Raw genomic sequence first — 15,783 nt, 5'->3', positions numbered from 1 at the left:
TCGCGGGAGGGCATACATGCCGGGGACCGGCCTCGACCGCCGTGCCTTCCTGCGCGCCGCGGGTCTCGGCGCGCTCGCTCTGTCCGCCTCCGCCTGCACCGGATTCGCGACCACCGGCAACGGCGGCATGATCTTCCTGTCGACACAGTTCCGGCCGGTCGACGAAGCCGAGGCGTTCCGCTCGCTGCTCGGCGAGACGGTCGCGGGAGTCAGCTACGTGACCATCGAGGACGGGCCGTTCGCCGGTCAGGTCCGCAGCCAGATCGACGCAGGCTCAACGCAGATCGGCCTGCTCGGCGGACTGCACGGCGACCTGGCCCCGCTCGCGGACGGCTACCTGGAAGACGTCACCGACTTGCTCGCCGGACTCGGCGACCGGGGCTGGCCCGCTGAGTACCTCGAACTCGCCAAGGCGGGCACCGGCCGAACCTGGTACATCCCGTGGGCCAACGCGAGCTACGTGCTCGCCGCGCACGCCGACGCGCTCCAGCATCTGCCTGCGGGCGCCGACGAGAACGCGCTGACGTACGACGACTTCCTCGACTGGGCCATCGCCGCGCGGCGCGCCAACGGCAACCGGCCCATGCTCGGCCTGCCCGCGGGCCCGAAAGGGCTGCTCCACCGGTTCACGCAGGGCTACCTCCTCCCGTCGTTCACCGGCGGCCAGATCACGACGTTCCGCTCGCGCGAGGCCGCCACGGCGTGGGAGTACCTGCGCGAGCTGTGGGCCAACTGCGGCCCGGCGAGCACAACGTACGACTTCATGCAGGAGCCGCTGGAGACCGGCGAGGTACGCATGGCGTGGGACCACGTGGTCCGCCTGGTCGACGCGCCGGAGCGAGACCCGCGGAACTGGCGAATGCTGCCCTCACCGCGGGGTCCGCACGGGCTCGGCTACATGGCCGTGGTCGCCGGGCTCGCCATCCCGAAGGACAGCACCGACCCCGACCTGGCCCGGCGCACGATCGACGAGCTGAGCAAACCGCACACACAGGTGGAGCTGCTGCGCTCCAACAGCTTCTTCCCCGCCGTGGCGGCCGAGATCCCGGAGGACCTGCCTCCCGCGATCAAGCTGGAGGCCGAGGCCGTGAAGCGACAGCAAGAGGCCGCCGACAGCATCCTGTCCCTGCCACCGGTCGGGCTCGGCACCAGAGAGGGCGAGGTGAGCAAGGTCTTCCAGGACACCTTTCGGTCCATCGTGCTCGACCGCGCCGACATCCGGTCCACCTTGGACGGCCAGGCACGGGTGCTGCAGGGCATCCTCGACGACCTGAAGGTGCCGTGCTGGGCCCCCGACCCCGCCGCCGAGCGCTGCGAGGTGATGTAGGTGCGCCTGCGCTCGCCGTGGTTGCTGCTGCTGCCGTCGATCGTGCTCATGGTGGCGCTGTTCGGCTGGCCGCTCGTGCAGGGCGTCCTCTCGGCGTTCACCGGCGCCGACGGCTTCACCCTCGCGCACTGGGAACGCCTCTTCGGTGACCCGTACTTCCTGCGCGCGCTGCGCAACACGCTGCTGCTCATCGTCATCGTGGTGCCCGTGCAGGTGGTGCTCGCCGTCGGCATGGCGCTGCTGATGCAGGCGCGGCCACGGTTCGCGAGCGGGCACTTCTACCTGTGGTGCGTTCCGCTGGCGATCTCGGAGCTGGCCGCGGGTCTCGTGTGGTTGTCCATCTTCGACAACCGGGGCTACCTGAACTCGCTGCTGGTCTCGCTCGGGCTGTCCGAGAACGGCGTGCAGTGGCTGAACTACGAGAACACCGCCACGATGCTGCTCACCGTCGTGATCGCGGAACTGTGGCGGGCCACGTCGCTGGTGTTCGTGATCGTGGTCGCAGGCGTGCAGATGATCCCGCGCGAGTACGACGAGGCCGCGCAGGTCTTCGGCGCGACTTTCTGGCAGCGGCTGCGGCACGTCACCCTGCCACTGCTCGGCCCGAGCCTTCAGGTGGCGCTGATCCTGCGCACGATCCTCGCGTTGCAGGCCTTCGCCGTGGCGCAGGCACTCACCGGACGCGACTTCCCGCTGCTCGTCGGCGAGACCTACGAGTGGTACGTGGTGTTGCAGAACCCCGCGGTCGCGAGCGCGGTCGCACTCGTGGTGCTGGTGATCTCGCTGGGCACCGCGGTGCTGTACCTGCGCACGGTCCGCCAGCCGGAGGGGGCGCGATGAGCACGGAGACGCGCCCGGCCGAGGCCGCCGGGCGGACCCTGCCGCCTGTCGACACGGCACCATTGAAGCGGCGGCGCAGGCAGGCGGCGTGGGTGCAGGCCGCCTGCATCGCGGTGACGTTGTTCATGGCGTTGCCGATCGTGCTGATCGGGCTTTCGGCGATCTCCTCCCGGGATGCGCTCGCCGAGTTCCCGAAGCCGTTCCTGCCCAGCGAGTACTCCTTCGAGACGCTCCTGGCGTTCTTCGAGGCGACCGGCACCATTCCGGCGCTGGGCAACTCCGTGCTCGTCGGCGTCTACACGGTGTTCTGGTCGCTCGTGGTCGGCGCACCGGCGGGTTACGCGCTCGCCCGCCACGCCTTCCGGGGCAAGGACTCCTACCAGGTGTTCATCCTTCTGGTGCGGGCGCTGCCGATCGTGGTGCTCTCGGTGCCGCTCGCGACGATGTTCCTGCGGCTCGACGTCTACGACACGGTGTTCGCCGTGACGCTGGTCCACACCACGCTCGCGCTGCCGACCACCGTCCTGATCACGGCGAGCATCTTCGTGGCGGTGCCGACCGACCTCGAGGAGGCCGCGCAGGTCTTCGGGTGCACGCGCTGGCAGGCCGCCCGCAAGGTCGTGGTGCCGCTCGCGCTCCCGGGGCTCGCGGCGTCGTCGATCTTCACGTTCGTCCTGTCCTGGAACGAGATCCTCGGCGCGACCGTGGTGACGCTCAGCCACCGCACCCTGCCTGCGCAGGTGCTCACCGCACTCGATGAGGCCTCGACCGCCTACCGCTTCGCGGGCGGCTTCGCCCTGATCCTGCCCGCACTGGTGTTCATCGCCGTGATGCGGCGCTATCTCGTGAACATGTGGGGAACGACGCTGCGATGAGGGAGACCGACCATGGCTGAGGTCGTCCTGCGGGACCTGGTCAAGACCTACGCGGGGGCGACGGTGCGCGCGACCGACGAGGTCTCGCTGGAGGTCGCCGACGGTGAGTTCATGGTGCTGCTGGGCCCTTCCGGCTGCGGCAAGACGACTCTGCTGCGGATGGTCGCCGGGCTGGAGCTGCCGGACTCCGGGCAGATCGTCATCGGCGACCAGGACGTCACCTACCTGGAGCCGAGGCGGCGCAACCTGTCGATGGTGTTCCAGTCCTACGCCGTGTTCCCCAACAAGAATGTCGCCGAGAACATCGGCTTCGGCCTGCGCGTGCGTGGCACACCCGCTGCCGAGGTGCGCCGCAAGGTCGAGTGGGCCGCCGATCTGCTGCAGCTGAGCCCCTACCTCGACCGCTACCCCGCCAAGCTCTCCGGGGGACAGCGGCAGCGCGTCGCGGTTGCCCGTGCGATCGTGATGGACGCGGACGTGCTGCTCATGGACGAGCCGCTGTCCAACCTGGACGCGCTGCTGCGGCTGTCCTTCCGCGCCGAGCTGAAGAAGCTCGTCGGCGAGCTCGGCACCACCACGCTCTACGTCACCCACGACCAGGTCGAGGCGCTGTCGCTGGGCGACCGCGTCGCGGTGATGCGCGAGGGCAGGATCGCCCAGTGCGACGCGCCGACCGCGGTCTACGACGACCCCGCGAACGAGTTCGTCGGCGGCTTCCTCGGCAGCCCGCCGATGAACTTCCTGACCGGCACGGTCGAACGGGACGGCTCCAAGCTCGATCTCGGCGGGCAGTCGCTCGCCGTGCCGCACGCGCTGTCGACCTTCGCCGGCCGGACCCTGAAGCTCGGCGTGCGACCGGAGGCCATCGAGGTCGCGGGCGGCGACGGCGCGTTGCAGGGCGAGCTGCAGGTGCTGGAACCGCTCGGCTCCTCGGCGTTGCTGACCACGGAGATCTGCGGCCAGCCGGTGAAGGTGCAGGCGCCGCCGACGTTTCGCGCCGAGCCCGGCGGGAGCCTGAGCCTGCGCATCCCGCCCGAAGCGTGCCGCTGGTACGACCCCGAAACGAGTCTGCTCCTGGAGGTCCGGTGATCACCGCCGCGGGCCACCGCGCCGTCCACTTCCACCCCGCGAGCCTGGCCGCGAGGGCCGCGCTCGTGCTGCGCGACAACGACACCGGCAGCCTGGTCACCGCCTCCCCCAAGCTGTACCCGCACATGTGGAGCTGGGACGCGGCGTTCATCTCGATGGGCCTGGCCTACCTCGACGTGCGCCGCGCGGTCGCCGAGCTGGACACGCTGCTGGCGGCGCAGTGGCGCGACGGGATGATCCCGCACATCGTGTTCACCCAGGACACCGACTACTTCCCCGGACCCGACCGCTGGGGCACCGACGCGGCGCCGCAGCGCCCGCACGGCGTGCGTACCTCCGGGATCTGCCAGCCTCCTGTACATGCGATCGCCGTGCGGCGCATCGTCGAGATCGCGCGGAAGACCTCGCAGGACGACGCCGAGGTGGCCGAGGCGTTCGCCGAGCGGGCGTGGTCCTCGCTCTACCGCTGGCACCGCTGGATCGTGCGGCACCGGATGCCGGACGCCAGCGGGCTCGTCGCGATCGTGCACGGCTGGGAGTCCGGAATGGACAACTCGCCGCGCTGGGACGAGCCGTACGCCGCGGTGCTGCCCGGCCCCGATCTGCCGCCCTACATGCGGCTCGACCTGCTGCAGGTGGACGACCCCGGCGAGCGGCCGAGCGACGACGAGTACGACCGCTACCTGTGGCTGATCGAGCAGATGCGGCGCGCCGACTACCACCCCGACCGGGTCGTGGAGACCTCTGGCTTCCTCGTCGGCGACGTGTTCGTCACGGCCGTGTTCGCGCTGGCATGCGACACACTCGCCGGCCTCGGCGAGGAATTGGACCAGAACGCGGAAGAGATCGCCGAGCTGCGGATGTGGGCGACGCGGGCCCGGGCCGCCGTGGCGCTGAGCGCGCACCCCGAGACCGGCATGGCACGAGACCGCGACATCCGCGGTGGGCGGTGGCTCTCGGCCGAGACCATCGCCGGGTTCTCGCCGCTGCTGTGCGGCGGCCTGCCCGCCGACGTCGAGTCTCGCCTGATGTCCACGCTGGACAGCCCCGCGTGGTCGGGGCACCCCGACCTGCTGGCCGCTGTGCCGCCGTCGGTTTCGCCGTCGTCGCCGGACTTCGACGCGAAGCGCTACTGGCGCGGTCCGCAGTGGCCGGTGGTCACGTGGCTCTTCGGCTGGGCTTTCGAGCAGCGCAACTGGCCTCGCCACGCGAGCGAGTTCCGGGCACAGGGCGTGCACCTGGTCTCCGACGGCTCGTTCGGCGAGTACTACGAGCCGTTCACCGGCAAGCCGCTCGGCAGCACCAACCAATCGTGGACGGCGGCCGTGGTGCTCGACTGGCTCTGCGGGGTCTGACTACGTCGTCAGCTGCAGCACGAGCTGCACCTGCAGCTCACCGCACGCCGCGCCCAGCAGCGCTCCGGTGAGGATGAGGATCCACTCGTCCTGCTGGAACGCCGGCCGCAGCAGGCCCTCGAACTCGTCGGCGTCGAGCTGCTTCATCTTGGTCACCAGCGTGTTGCGGATGTCCATGGCGTCCTCGGCGTAGTCCTCGATGTAGTGCAGCGTCTCCGGCAGCCGAGCCATCACCTGATCGGCGATCCGCTCCTTCATCTCCTGATAGCGCCTGCTGCCGATGGCCATGACCACGAGCGGCTTCGCGAAGCTCGCCTGCTTCGCCAGCTCCGCGTCGACCTGCCGCTGGATCAACGTGACCACCTTGTCCGAGAACGGGCCGCGCAGCACGGCCTCGATCACGTTGTGCGGGGTGATGATCTCCCTGGCGATGAGCGCGGCGTAGGCCTCGGAGACCTCGGCGCGCCGTTTGATGAACAGGCCCTGCCATTCGAACAGCCCGAGGTAGCGGGTCGGCTCCTTCGGCCGGAAGATCATCTTGAGGGCGAGCCAGTCGGTGAACCAGCCGATGAACAGGCCGAACAGCGGCATGATGAGCGGGATCCGGAACACGAGCCACACGACCATCTGCACGATGCCGATCAGGCCGCCGAAGAGCAGTCCGGAACGCGCGATGAAGCGGAACTCCTTGTGCCCCGCCTCCTGGAAGATGCGGTTGAGCAGCGCCTTGTCCTTGACAAGGCTCGTCACGACCATGTCCTTGAGGTCGAACACGGAGTCGACGTCGTTCTTGATCGCCTCCATGACCGAGGCGACCATCTTCGGCGCCTCGGCCTGCACCCGCCTGACCACGAGCTTGCGCACGCGTTCGGGCAGCGCGTCCCAGAGCCCCGGCTGGTACTCGGCCGCGATGTCGGTGACGATCTCCTCGGTGGCGGCGAGCAGCGGCCGCTCGATCTCCTTCGCGATGCGCTCGGGGTCGAGCCGCTCCACGACCTCGCGCGGCGTGACCAGCTGCTGGGTCATCGTGTCGCACGCGATGCTCGCCATTCGCGCTGCGCGCTTGGGGACGATGCCCTGCCAGCCGAGGAACGGCTTGCCACGCAGCCGCAGCCCGGTGAAGTTCAGCGGCTGGAACATCATGCGGATCGCGACGAGCTTGGTCACGTAGCCGATGAGCGCGGCGACCACCGGGATGGAGCAGTACACGGGCCAGTACCGCAGGAAGTCGTCGGCGATTCCCCGCAGGTACTCGTCCATCACGCACCACCAACATCCTCACCGATGTGGGTGACCATGATCACATGACGGCCACCGGATCGCACCCGCACTCAGTTCGGCGCGCAGGCCTGCCAGAAGCTCACCCCGAGCGGCGAGATCCGCACGGTGCGCCGGACAAACCGCGGCCGCTTGACCAGCTGCTCGGCCACCCGCACCGTGTCGTCGGTCAGCAGGATCTCGTACTGCGTGCTCAGCGCGGGCGCCTCCTCGTCGATGTCGGCCAGGCCGAGGCCGACGAGCCGGGTGACGTAGGCGGGCACGTGGTCGAGCAGGGTCACCCCGGCCGCCTTGCCGACGGTCGAGGCGTTGCGGAGCACGACCCGTCCCGCGCCGCCGAGGCCGGTGCGCTCGGCGACGTCCACCAGCGGGAACGGCGAACCGTCGGCGAGCGCGGCCAGGATGCGGGCCTCGTCGGGCGTCAGCTGGCGGAGGATGACCGCGTAGAGGTAGTCGCGGGAGCGGTCGCGGTCGAGGCCGGTGGACCGGTTCAGCAGCTCGGCCATGGCGACGCGCAGCGGCTCGTCGGGCGTCACGACGGTGACCGCGCGGCCCTTCACCTGGCCGTTGGTGAGGTTTCTGCCGGTCGACGGCGCCTGGTTGAGCGTGGCGAGGTAGGGGTCGCCGGCGCCTTCGAGGCGTCGGCGCAGCTCCCCGAGGGCCTTCTGCTCGAGCGTCCGCAGGCTCCGTTCGGCGCTGTCGGCACCGGGCAGCCGCCTGCCGAGCGAGTAGCCCGTGCGCGCGGCCCAGCCCGCGATCCTGCCGGCACGTTGCACCAAGTCTTCCGAGTCCACGCAGGGGATGTTACTTGCCCGTACTACTTCGGACGGTCCTGCTCGCCGTCGAGGAAACCCCAGTTCCGCAGCGCACCCTTGATGAACTCGGCGCCGATGCTGTTGGCCTCGTCCGCGTTGCCCCGGACCCGGTCGGGGGTGGTGTCCGGCTGTTCGACCACGCGGTCGCGTTCGGCCTCTGGGTGTTTCCAGTGCTCGCCACACCCGTGGGGGCAGGGCATCTCGATCGTGCGGAGCACGCCGGAGGTCGGCTGCGGCTGCTGCCAGGACAAGGTGCCGGTGTCGTGGCAGAGCGGGCAGTCCTCGCCCGCGCTACTTCGGGACCTGCCCGAGTCCTCCGCAGTTGCCACAAGGGTCCTTTCGGTTGGGTCCGAGCCCCGAGCCGTGGCAGCGCGGGCAGTCGACCATGTCACCGAAGTTCATCGTGCACCTTCCCCCGAGCCTCCGAAAGCGTAAACAGCATAGTTCGCGAAAATGCAGCGGCCCCGAATCGCGCATTGCCGCTTAGTCCGTTGAGCCGCACCAATTCGGACATTCGCCCGGAATGCGAACCGCGAATGGATCATGCTCGGGTGGGTTAACCCAAATGCAGTGAAGGCCACCATCACTGCGTGGGAATCAACACTGCGGCGCGCAGCGTCTCCGTTTGGGTGGTGGTGGGAGACGGGCGGGCGCAGGCATGGTGGCCTTCACTGCAGGGGCGAGGACCTGGCTCAGGGGGTCAGCCAGGTCCTCGCGGCTTCGAGGCCGGCCAGGGTGATCTGGTGGCCGCCGTGATGCCAGTTCTCGGTGACCTCCGCGGAACGTTCCCGCAGCAGCGCCACGAGCCGCTCACTCGACGCCAGCGGGGCCATCGGGTCCTGCCTGCCGTTGGAGAGGAAAACGCGGGTTCCGCTCAGGGGACGGGAAGGCGGATCGGGCACCGGGAGCATCGCGGCGAACAACGCCGCCTCGGTCAGCACGTCCGGCCGCAGCAGCGTCACCGCCGCCGCGATGTTGGCGCCGTTGGAGAACCCGGCCGCCACCAACCTGCGGTCCCCGAACCCGTACTCCCGCCGGGCCGCGAGCACGAACTCGGCGAGCTGCTCGGCCCGGAACAGCACGTCCTCGGTGTCGAAGACACCTTCCGCGAGCCTGCGGAACCAGCGCGCCGCGCCGTGCTCGGACACCGGGCCCGCCGGTGCGAGCATCGGCGACGACGGGCTCAGCTCCTTGCCGAGGGCGAGGATGTCGTCCGGGTTGCTGCCCGTGCCGTGCAGCAGCAGGAGCACCGGCGCGTCGTCCTCGCCCTCCACGAACCTGTGGTCGAGCGACAGCGCGGTCATACCCGCACCGGGTTGTTCTCGCTGGGCAGGTCGAGCTTCGGCAACGTCGCCTCGATCTGCTCGCGGTTGGGCTCCAGCCACGGCGGCAGCTTGAGCGCACGGCCCAGCTCCAGCAGCGGCTCGTCGATCGAGAAGCCCGGCTGGTCGGTGGCGATCTCCAGCAGCGTGCCGCCCGGCTCACGGAAGTAGATCGACCGGAAGTACTGGCGGTCGAGGATGGACGTGACGCCCACCCCGCGGTCGACCAGGGCCTCCCGCCAGCCGACCTGGGTCTCCTCGTCCGGGGCCCGCCACGCGACGTGGTGCACGGTGCCCGCGGCGACCAGGCCCTTCGGCGCGTCGGGCGTCACCAGCACGTCCACCATCGCGCCCGGGCCGCCGTCGCCCGCGGTGAACCGGAAGCGGTTGCTGTCCTGCTCGGAGAACGTCAGCCCGAGGTCCTCGGTGAGCGTGCCCGCCGTGGCGTCCTCGCGCGACACCGACATGGTCACGGAGTGCAGGCCGCGGATGGCGTGCTCACCAGGCACCAGCGCCGTGTCCCACGGGTCGCGGGGGTCGCCCTGCTGGTGGGCGACGAGCGCGAGCTGAAGGCCGTCGGGGTCGCGGAAGGTGAGCACCTCCTCCTCGTCGCGACTGGTGACCTCGCTCGTCGTCACGCCGGAGACCTCGAGGTGCTGCTTCCACCAGCCGAGCGAGTGCTCGGGCACCGAGAACGACGTGGTGGTGGCCTGACCGGTGCCGATCCGGCCGCTGGGCGCGTCGCGCCAGGGGAAGAACGTGAGCAGCGTGCCCGGTTTGCCGGACTCGTCGCCGTAGTAGAGGTGGTAGGTACCCGGGTCGTCGAAGTTGACGGTGGTCTTCACCAGCCGCAACCCCAGCGTGCGCAGGTAGAAGTCGGCGTTGCGCTGCGGGTCTCCGCCGATCGCGGTGACGTGGTGCAGGCCGCTGGTCTTGAACGACATGGCGTCCCTCCTTGGGAGCGGGTGCTTCAAAGCTAACTCCATAACATCTCGCGCGCAAGATATATTTCCGGAAGACAACTGCGGTACACTCGGGGCGTGCCGACCGAACCCGACGACGACGAGATCGTGACCTGGTGGGGCCTGGTCATCGAGGGATACCTGGCCACCCAGGACCGGCTGATGGGCGAGATCGCCGAGCAGTTCGGCCTCGCCCCGGCCTCGTTCGACATCATCCTCAGACTCATCCGTTCCCCCGATCACCGCATGCCGATGACCCGGCTCGCCAAGGAGGCGGCGCTCTCCAGCGGCGGGTTCACCAAGGTCGCCGACCGTCTCGCCGCCGCCGACCTCATCTGCCGGGTACCCAGTGCGGACGATCGCCGCGTCACCTACGCGTGCCTCACCGAACACGGGCTCGATGTCGCCGAACAGGCACGCAAGGCGTGCGCCGACGTCCTGCGCAGGACCGTCCTCGAACCGCTCGGCCCGCAGGCATCCGAGTCACTCGCCGAAGCCATGCGAACGCTGCGCGAGGTCAACGGCGCCGACTGAAAAACGCACCGGGAACAGCCGTTGTCACCAGCGGAAACGGCGGCGGAGCATGGCGGCGAGGAGGTCATCATGCTCACCACATCGCCCGTCACGACACTGCTGCCGGTGACCGACGTCGAGCGCGCGGGCCGGTTCTACGCCGAGTCGCTGGGACTGAAGCGCACCGGCACGGGCCCCGACGGCTCGGTCTACTTCGCCGCCGGGGCCGGCGACGTGCTCGCCCTGCGGCCCATGCCCGAGGGCACGCAGAGCGAGCACACCGCACTCAGCTTCGAGGTCACCGACCTGCCCGCCGAGATCAAGGAGCTCGAGCGTCACGGCGTCAGGTTCGACGACTTCGACAGCGACGACCTCAGGACCGTGGACCACATCGCGACCATGGGCGACGAGCGCGCCGCGTGGTTCCACGACACCGAGGGCAACGTGCTGTGCCTGCACGAGGTGCTCACGAGCTGACGCCCACCCGCTCGTCGTGCTCCAGCCGGACGTTGGGCAACGCCCGGTCGAGCCGCCTCGGCAACCACCAGGCCCGCTCGCCGAACAGGCGCATCACTGCGGGCACGATCAGGCAGCGGATCACGAACGCATCGAGCAGCACCGCCACGGCCAGGCCGAGCCCGAACTGCTGGAGCATCCGGTCCGGGCTGAGCACGAACGCGCCGAACACCACGATCATGATCGCCGCCGCCGCGGTGATGACCCCGCCGGTGCCGGCGAGCCCCTCTCGCACGGCGTGTGCCGCGTCGCGCGTGCGCCGCCACTCCTCGTGCATGCGGGCGACGAGGAACACCTCGTAGTCCATCGAAAGCCCGAACACGATCGCGAAGATCATCACCGGCACGAACGCCTCGATGGGGCCCTCCTGCACGCCGAACAGCCCCTGTCCGAACACGAGCGTGACGACGCCGAGGCTCGCGCCGATGCTGAGCAGGTTCAGCACGGCCGCCTTGAGCGGGATCAGCAGCGATCGGAACACCGCCGCGAGCAGCAGGGCCGACAGGCCCACCACCACGAGAATGAACAGCGGCAGCCGTTCGCTCACCTCGCCGGCGAAGTCGTCGGCCGCCGCCACCGACCCGCCGACGAGGTAGGACGCGCCGGTCCGCTCGGCGACGTCAGGCAGGACGTCGGTGCGCAGCCGCTCGACGAGCTCATGCGTCGCCGCGTCCTGGGGTGCGCTGTCGGGGAACACGAGCATCGTGGACACGCCGCCGGACAGCGACTGCGGCGGTGTCGCGCTCGCGACGCCCGGCGTGGATTCGACCGCCTGACGTAACGATCCACTGTCCCCTTCGGACACGACGATCAGCGGCCCGTTGACGCCGGGGCCGAAGCCCTCGGCGAGCAGGTCGTACGCCTCGCGGGTCGTGGATCCCTCCGCCTCCGTGCCCGCGTCGGCGAAGCCGAGCCGCATGTCCAGCGCGGGCAGCGACAGCGCACCGAGCAGGGCGACCGGCACCACCAGCGACACCACGGGCCGCCGCTGCACCGCACCGGCGAGCGCCCGCCACCGCTGCCCGTGGACACGGCGGCTCGCGCGGGACCTGATCCTGCGCTCGATGCGCCGCCCGAACACGGTGAGCAGCGCGGGCAGCAGCGTGACGGACGCGGCCATCGTGACCAGCACGGTCAGCGCGACGGCGAAGGCGACCCCGCGAAGCGAGCCGAGCCCCAGCGCGAGCAGGCCGAGCAGCGCGATGATCACCGTGCAACCCGCGAAGAGCACCGAGCGGCCCGCCGTGTCGAGCGCGACGCGCGCGGCCTGCTCACGGTCCCGGCCCGACAGCAGCTCACTCCGGTAGCGCGAGAAGATCAGCAGCGCGTAGTCGATGCCGACCCCGATGCCGACGAGCATCATCAGCGGTGGCGCGTAGGACGGCATGTCGACGACCCACGAGACGAGCGCGATCGCGCCGATGGTGCTGCCGACCGCGAGCACCGCGGTGACGATGGGAACGGCGGCGGCGAGCAGCGAGCCGAACATGAAGACCAGGATCACCAGTGCGGCGAGGATCCCGGCGCCCTCGGCGGCGCCGCCTCCTCCCTCCTCGGCCTCCCTCACCGGGTCGCCGCCGAGGGCGACCCGCAGCCCGTCACCGGCCGCACTCTGCCCGGTTTCGATGAGCGAGCGGACGTCCTCGGCAGGGGTGTCCGGGTCGAGCGCGACGGTGGCGTAGGCGACGGTGCCGTCGGGCGATACGGCCCCGGGCGTGGTGAACGGGCTCTGCACGCCCGCGACGTGGGGCAGCCGGGAAACCTCGGCGAGCAGCGCGTCGACGCGGTCGCGCTGGGCGGTGACGCCCTGGTCGTGGGCGAGCACGACCTGCACGGTCTCCCCCCGCTGCGCGGGCGCGTGCTCCTCGAAGGTCTCGATCACCTGCTGCGATTCGGTTCCGGGCAGCGAATGGTCGTCGTGGTAGTCCGCGCCGACCACCTGTGAGGTGACGGTGATCGCGGCGAGCACCACGAGCCAGAGGCCCAGTGCGAGCCAGTGCCGCCGCTGTGCCCAGGCGGCGAGCCGGGTGAGCCGGCTCGGTGCTGACGTTGGTGTGTTCATGCGGGGCAGCGTCCGCCGACGGTATGCCCCGGCGCGTCCGGCACCGGTGCCGAACCGGCGTACCACACAGGTCGTCCCCTGCGGGAGATCCCGTACTACCTGGGTTGATTCAGCCAACCGGGAGTGATCATGGCCGACTCGTAGGCGAGCACCACGAGCTGCGCGCGGTCGCGGACGGCCAGCTTGGTCATGATGCGGCTGACGTGGGTCTTGGCGGTCGCGGGCGAGAGCACGAGGCGGTCGGCTATCTCGTCGTTGGACAGTCCCGCGGCGACCAGCGCCATGACCTCGCGCTCGCGCTCGGTCAGCGAGTTCAGCCTCGGGCTCGGCTCCGGCCGCGAGACGCGCCCGGCGAACTCCGCGATGAGCCTGCGGGTCACCGAGGGTGCCAGCAGCGCGTCCCCTCGCGCGACCACGCGCACGGCCTGCAGCAGCTCGACGGGTTCGGTGTCCTTGACGAGGAACCCGCTCGCACCGGCCCGCAGCGCGCCGTAGACGTACTCGTCGACGTCGTAGGTGGTGAGGATGACGACCTTGACCCCGGCGAGCCGTTCGTCCCCGGCGATGCGGCGCGTGGCCTCCAGGCCGTCGGTGCCCGGCATCTGGACGTCCATGAGCACGACGTCCGGCCGGTGCTCGCGGGCGAGCCGCACCGCGTGCTCCCCGTCGGCGGCCTCGGCGACGACGGAGATGTCGTCGTCACCGTCCAGGATGGACCTGAAGCCCGCACGCACGAGCGTCTGGTCGTCGGCGAGCAGAACGCGGATCATACGCCCGCTCCCTGCGGAAGCCGTGCGCTCACCCGGAATCCGCCGCCTGCCTGGCCGCCCGCGGTGAGGTCGCCGCCGAGCGCACGCACGCGCTCGTTCATGCCCCGCATCCCGTGGCCGGGTTGGGCGCGGCCGCCCCTGCCGTCGTCGGTGACCTCGACGCGCAGGTCCCGCGAGGTGTAGCTGATCCGGACGGTCGCCGTGCTCGCGCCCGAGTGCCTGCGCACGTTGGTGAGCGCCTCCTGCACGAGGCGGTAGGCGGTGAGGTCCAGTTCGGGCGGCAACGGCTTGCGTTCGCCGTCCACCTCGGTGACCACGGTCAGCCCGGTGGCCCTCGCCTGCTCGGCCAGCTCGTCCAAAGTGGCCAGTCCAGGCGCAGGGGCGGAGGCCCCGCGCAGCACGCCGAGCGTCGAGCGCAGCTCGCGCAGGGTGTCCTTGCTCGACCGCTTGATCACCTCGAGCGCGGCGCGCGAGGTCTCGGCGTCGGGGCGGTGCAGTGCGGCGCCCGCCTGCACGTTGATGAGCGAGAGGTTGTGGCCCAGCACGTCGTGCAGCTCCCGCGCGATGCGCAACCGCTCCTCGGTGGCGGCCCGCTCCTCGGCCTCCCGCAGGTAGGCGAGGTGGGTCCGGCGGGCCCGGCCGAGCGCGATGCTCGCGACGAGCCAGCCGGTGAGCATGGCGAGCCCGGCGTTGCCGACGTGCTGCACCGGGCTGAGGTACTCCCCGTACGCGGTGGCGGCGAGCGCGACGAGGCCGAGCCCCGCCGCCACGAGCACGCGCCCGCACGCCGCGAGCGTGTAGAGGGCGACGACGAACGTGACCACGATCGGCCCGTCGGGGCCGACGAACGGGTAGTAGAGCCCCGAGGCCACCAGCGTCGTCACGGCCACCGCCACCGGGTACCGGCGGCGCACGACGAGCGCGGCGCAGGCGACGAGCAGCAGTGCCCACGACCAGAGGGTGAGCCTGCCCGGGGAGTCGTCGGCCGCCACGTGCACGAGCGTGCCGCCGACGACGATCGCCGTGATCCCGAGTGCGAGGCCCGCGTCCCGCGCGCGCGGGAACAGTCCGATCGGCATGCTCAGACCATGGCAGAACCGGTTTCCGGCCGCATCAGGGGAAGACCCGGCCGTTGCCCCTAGGGGTCCCCGCGCGCATCGCGAGCGTCGAGCAGATCGCGGCGAGCAACCAGAGCAGCGGCCCTGAAAGGCCACCCGCCAGGTCCACGTGGCCTGGCAGGACGAGCACAACGAGGAACGCGAGGTCGACCGCACCGAGCACCGTCAGGTTCAGCCAGTGGCCGACGCGGTCGTTGACCCGGTTCAGCGTCACCGCGACCACCACGGCCTGCGCTCCGAACACGATGGCGCAGAGAAAGAACATCAGGCTCTCGGCTGCCGTCTCCTCATCCGGCAGCCCTGCGGACAACCCGCCGGCGACCATCGTGACCCCGAGACCGACGTGCAGCACGCCCCACAGCGCGTAGAGCACCGCCGCGGCGGTGGCCCAGCCCGTTCTGGCCGGTGTGGCAACCATGTGCGCCCCCGCAGATATAGTCAACAACATTGAATGTACACGCCGTGAACTACTTGGGGGGTGGATGAACGGACCCGGCCCGGCCGAGGCGATCCGGGCGGCCAGGGAGCTGCACTCGGCCACCGAGCTGCTCCTCGACGCCGTCGCGGCGCGGTACGGCATCAACCGCAACGACCTGCACTGTCTGGAGATCCTCGAACGCGAAGGGCCGATGAACGCGCGGCGGCTCGCCCGGCTCGCCCACCTCAGCCCCGCCGCCGTCACGAAGGTGGTCGACCGGCTGGCGCGGGCAGGCTACGCGCGCAGGAGGCCGAGCAGCGACGACCGGCGCGCGCAGGTCATCGAGACCACCGCCGAACACGGTGAGCTGCGGGAGTCGGTGTGGCACCCGGTCTCCGACGACGCGACGGCGGCGCTCGACGGACTGCCGCCGACGGCGTTGCGGCAGTTCACCGGCATCGCGCGGCGGCTGGCCGAGGTGACCCGCGAGCATGCCGACCGGCTCGCGTGATCTTGGTCGCAC

The 15,783-nt window shown here is 70.6% G+C and carries 17 protein-coding genes; 8 read left to right on the top strand and 9 right to left on the bottom strand.

Annotated elements, in window-relative coordinates; all coding sequences use genetic code 11:
- The first annotated feature begins 16 nt into the window (after positions 1-16).
- The 5 genes from DI005_RS36820 to DI005_RS36800 are packed head-to-tail and all read left to right on the top strand — an operon-like array spanning position 17 to position 5,486.
- Complete coding sequence (locus DI005_RS36820) at positions 17-1,327, top strand: ABC transporter substrate-binding protein (protein WP_113645099.1); 1,311 nt, start codon at positions 17-19, stop codon at positions 1,325-1,327.
- Positions 1,328-2,167, top strand: coding sequence for a carbohydrate ABC transporter permease (locus tag DI005_RS36815; protein ID WP_228714261.1), 840 nt, complete (start codon positions 1,328-1,330; stop codon positions 2,165-2,167).
- On the top strand, positions 2,164-3,042 hold the full coding sequence (locus DI005_RS36810; protein ID WP_112264632.1) for a carbohydrate ABC transporter permease: 879 nt from the start codon (positions 2,164-2,166) through the stop codon (positions 3,040-3,042). Before DI005_RS36815 ends, DI005_RS36810 begins: the two co-directional genes overlap by 4 nt.
- A gap of 12 nt (positions 3,043-3,054) precedes the next feature.
- Positions 3,055-4,131 (top strand): ABC transporter ATP-binding protein, encoded by a 1,077-nt coding sequence (locus tag DI005_RS36805; RefSeq protein ID WP_113645098.1) that lies wholly within the window; start codon positions 3,055-3,057, stop codon positions 4,129-4,131.
- Positions 4,128-5,486, top strand: a complete 1,359-nt coding sequence (locus tag DI005_RS36800; protein WP_233520446.1) for a glycogen debranching protein — start codon at positions 4,128-4,130, stop codon at positions 5,484-5,486. Before DI005_RS36805 ends, DI005_RS36800 begins: the two co-directional genes overlap by 4 nt.
- On the opposite strand, the gene DI005_RS36795 is transcribed toward DI005_RS36800, so the two are convergent.
- The 5 genes from DI005_RS36795 to DI005_RS36775 form a co-directional block, all read right to left on the bottom strand.
- Complete coding sequence (locus DI005_RS36795) at positions 5,487-6,746, bottom strand: DUF445 family protein (protein ID WP_113645097.1); 1,260 nt, start codon at positions 6,744-6,746, stop codon at positions 5,487-5,489.
- Positions 6,747-6,817: 71 nt separating this feature from the next.
- A complete protein-coding gene (locus DI005_RS36790; RefSeq protein ID WP_199543541.1) occupies positions 6,818-7,558 on the bottom strand; it encodes an Abi-alpha family protein in 741 nt (246 codons plus the stop codon).
- Between the two features lie 23 nt (positions 7,559-7,581).
- Positions 7,582-7,908, bottom strand: a complete 327-nt coding sequence (locus DI005_RS36785; RefSeq protein ID WP_112264640.1) for a hypothetical protein — start codon at positions 7,906-7,908, stop codon at positions 7,582-7,584.
- A 363-nt stretch (positions 7,909-8,271) separates the two neighbouring features.
- The gene (locus tag DI005_RS36780) at positions 8,272-8,883 is read right to left on the bottom strand and encodes an alpha/beta hydrolase (protein WP_113645095.1); all 612 of its coding nucleotides are present in this window, start codon (positions 8,881-8,883) and stop codon (positions 8,272-8,274) included.
- Positions 8,880-9,845 carry a ring-cleaving dioxygenase gene (locus DI005_RS36775; protein WP_112264644.1) on the bottom strand — a complete coding sequence of 322 codons (966 nt, stop codon included), beginning with the start codon at positions 9,843-9,845 and terminating at the stop codon, positions 8,880-8,882. The genes DI005_RS36780 and DI005_RS36775 overlap by 4 nt, the downstream gene beginning before the upstream one ends.
- Before the next feature lie 96 nt (positions 9,846-9,941).
- On the opposite strand from DI005_RS36775, the gene DI005_RS36770 reads away from it, so the two are divergent.
- Both DI005_RS36770 and DI005_RS36765 read left to right on the top strand, forming a co-directional pair.
- Entirely contained in the window at positions 9,942-10,397 is a 456-nt protein-coding gene (locus DI005_RS36770; RefSeq protein WP_113645094.1) for a MarR family winged helix-turn-helix transcriptional regulator, read from the top strand.
- Between the two features lie 69 nt (positions 10,398-10,466).
- The gene (locus DI005_RS36765; RefSeq protein WP_113645093.1) at positions 10,467-10,853 is read left to right on the top strand and encodes a VOC family protein; all 387 of its coding nucleotides are present in this window, start codon (positions 10,467-10,469) and stop codon (positions 10,851-10,853) included.
- On the opposite strand, the gene DI005_RS36760 is transcribed toward DI005_RS36765, so the two are convergent.
- The 4 genes from DI005_RS36760 to DI005_RS36745 form a co-directional block, all read right to left on the bottom strand.
- Entirely contained in the window at positions 10,843-12,954 is a 2,112-nt protein-coding gene (locus DI005_RS36760) for an MMPL family transporter (RefSeq protein ID WP_113645092.1), read from the bottom strand. The genes DI005_RS36765 and DI005_RS36760 overlap by 11 nt on opposite strands.
- Positions 12,955-13,049: 95 nt before the next feature.
- Positions 13,050-13,724, bottom strand: a complete 675-nt coding sequence (locus DI005_RS36755; protein WP_113645091.1) for a response regulator transcription factor — start codon at positions 13,722-13,724, stop codon at positions 13,050-13,052.
- Entirely contained in the window at positions 13,721-14,803 is a 1,083-nt protein-coding gene (locus DI005_RS36750; protein ID WP_112264654.1) for a sensor histidine kinase, read from the bottom strand. Before DI005_RS36750 ends, DI005_RS36755 begins: the two co-directional genes overlap by 4 nt.
- A gap of 34 nt (positions 14,804-14,837) precedes the next feature.
- Positions 14,838-15,260: a hypothetical protein gene (locus DI005_RS36745; protein ID WP_199543539.1), complete on the bottom strand. Its 423-nt coding sequence runs from the start codon at positions 15,258-15,260 to the stop codon at positions 14,838-14,840.
- A 64-nt stretch (positions 15,261-15,324) separates the two neighbouring features.
- Here DI005_RS36745 and DI005_RS36740 point away from each other — a divergent pair, with 64 nt between their 5' ends.
- A complete protein-coding gene (locus DI005_RS36740; protein ID WP_158303228.1) occupies positions 15,325-15,771 on the top strand; it encodes a MarR family winged helix-turn-helix transcriptional regulator in 447 nt (148 codons plus the stop codon).
- Positions 15,772-15,783 lie beyond the last annotated feature (12 nt).

Source organism: Prauserella sp. PE36, assembly GCF_003311655.1.
In the GTDB taxonomy this organism is placed as follows: Bacteria; Actinomycetota; Actinomycetes; order Mycobacteriales; family Pseudonocardiaceae; genus Prauserella_A; species Prauserella_A endophytica.
The sequence above is the reverse complement of the archived record's forward strand: the minus strand, read 5'-3'. Positions and strand labels throughout refer to the sequence as shown.